Here is a 1813-nt window from a genome sequence, read left to right as displayed (position 1 = left end):
CACACCCAGCAGTGCTTGCCACAGCTGCGCCAGGGCATGCTCGGTTTCGCCCTGCGGCGCCTCGTATTCGCCTCGCTCCTCCACCTGCGGTACCGGCAGCGCCTTGCGGTCTACCTTGCCATTGGCCGTCAGCGGAAACACCTCTAACGCCATCCAGTGCGCCGGGACCATATACTCCGGTAAACAGGCCGACAACCGTTGACGCAGCACGTCCACATTGACACTCTGCTCAGCACGGTAATACGCCACCAACTGCTTACCCGCCACCGTGTCCTGCGCCAGAACCAGCGCTTCGGCTATGCCTTCCTGCGATTGCAGTACTTGCTCTATCTCGCCCAGCTCTATCCGGTAACCGCGGATTTTGACCTGGTAGTCATTGCGGCCCAGATATTCCAACTGGCCATCTTCACGCCAGCGCACCATATCGCCCGTACGGTACAGCCGCTCTGCACTGCCCTTCGGCGCAAACGGGTTAGCAATAAACCGCTCAGCAGTCAGCTCTGCACGGTTCAGATAGCCCCGCGCTAAACCCGCTCCGCCTACATACAGCTCACCGCTAACGCCTACCGGTACCAGTCGCTGCTGGCTGTCCAGCACATAGGCATGACGGTTTGTCAGCGGCCGGCCTATTGGCAATGCGCCGCCTTCCTGAACCTGTGGAATAGAGTAAGTTGTGCTGAAGGTTGTATTTTCTGTCGGGCCATAACCATTGATACACTGCAACTGCGGATTACGCTGTTGCACCGCACGCACCGCTGCACGGTTAACTATGTCACCGCCAGCAAGCAACTGACGTAGCTTAGGCAAGGGCCGTAATATGGCCTCACTGAACACATCAAACAGACCGGCTGTCAGCCATAAAGTGGTCACATCATAATGCGCAACACTCTCTGCCAATGCCTCAACATCCGCTGAGCTGCCCTGATGCAGGGCCAGCACGCCACCGTTAAGCAATGCGGCCCAGATTTCAAAGGTTGCCGCATCAAAGGACGCCGGTGAATGTAGCAGAGTAACCGTGTCTGCATTCAGCTCAACATAGTCCACACCACAAACCAGCGACACCACATTACGATGCTCTACCATCACCCCTTTGGGCGTGCCGGTTGAGCCTGAGGTATACGTCACATACGCCAGCTGCTCTGGCTGATAGGCCAGCTCCAGGTTGTCCTGCGCATAACCGGCCAGGCTGGCCTGTACCGGCACACTGTCCAGTTCGACCCGGCTATCCCGCGGTAACCACTCAGCAGCCAGACTCTCACGCGTTAACACCGTGCCAAGACCCGCATCGGCCTGCATCAATGCCAGACGCTCCTGCGGATACTCCGGGTCCAGCGGCACATAAGCACCGCCTGCCTTGAGCACCGCCAGTATCGCCACTATCAGCTGCGGGCTGCGCTCCAGGCAAATTCCCACCAGCGTTTCGTTTTCTACCAAACGCTGCTCGCGCAGATAACGCGCCAGACGGTTCGCCCGCGCATTGAGCTCACCGTACGTCAGCGGGTGCTCTGCCGATACCACCGCCACCGCATCTGGATTAGCTTGCGCCTGTGCCTCTACCAGCTGATGCAGGCAACCCTCAGGGTAGGCCGCTATCTCGCCGCGCCACGCCGATAACTGCGCCTGCTCTGAGGCACTTAGCATGTGATGAGACTGCGCCGGCTTAGCCACCATTTGCGCCAATACCTGGCGGTACAACCGGCTGTAACTTAACCCCACCCCCGTTGCATAGTGGCTGCGCAATGTCGTTACCGACACATAAATCTCGTCACGGTCCGGATACGACTGTACGTTTACACTAAACGGCAGACTGTTC

The 1813-nt window shown here is 58.5% G+C and carries 1 protein-coding gene; it reads right to left on the bottom strand.

What is annotated here, in order from left to right:
• Window positions 1-1813 (bottom strand): amino acid adenylation domain-containing protein (locus ACYVIC_RS19810; protein WP_460862723.1); only part of this gene is annotated, 1813 nt, incomplete at both ends.

It is taken from the genome of Rheinheimera gaetbuli, assembly GCF_054781935.1.
The sequence above is the reverse complement of the archived record's forward strand: the minus strand, read 5'-3'. Positions and strand labels throughout refer to the sequence as shown.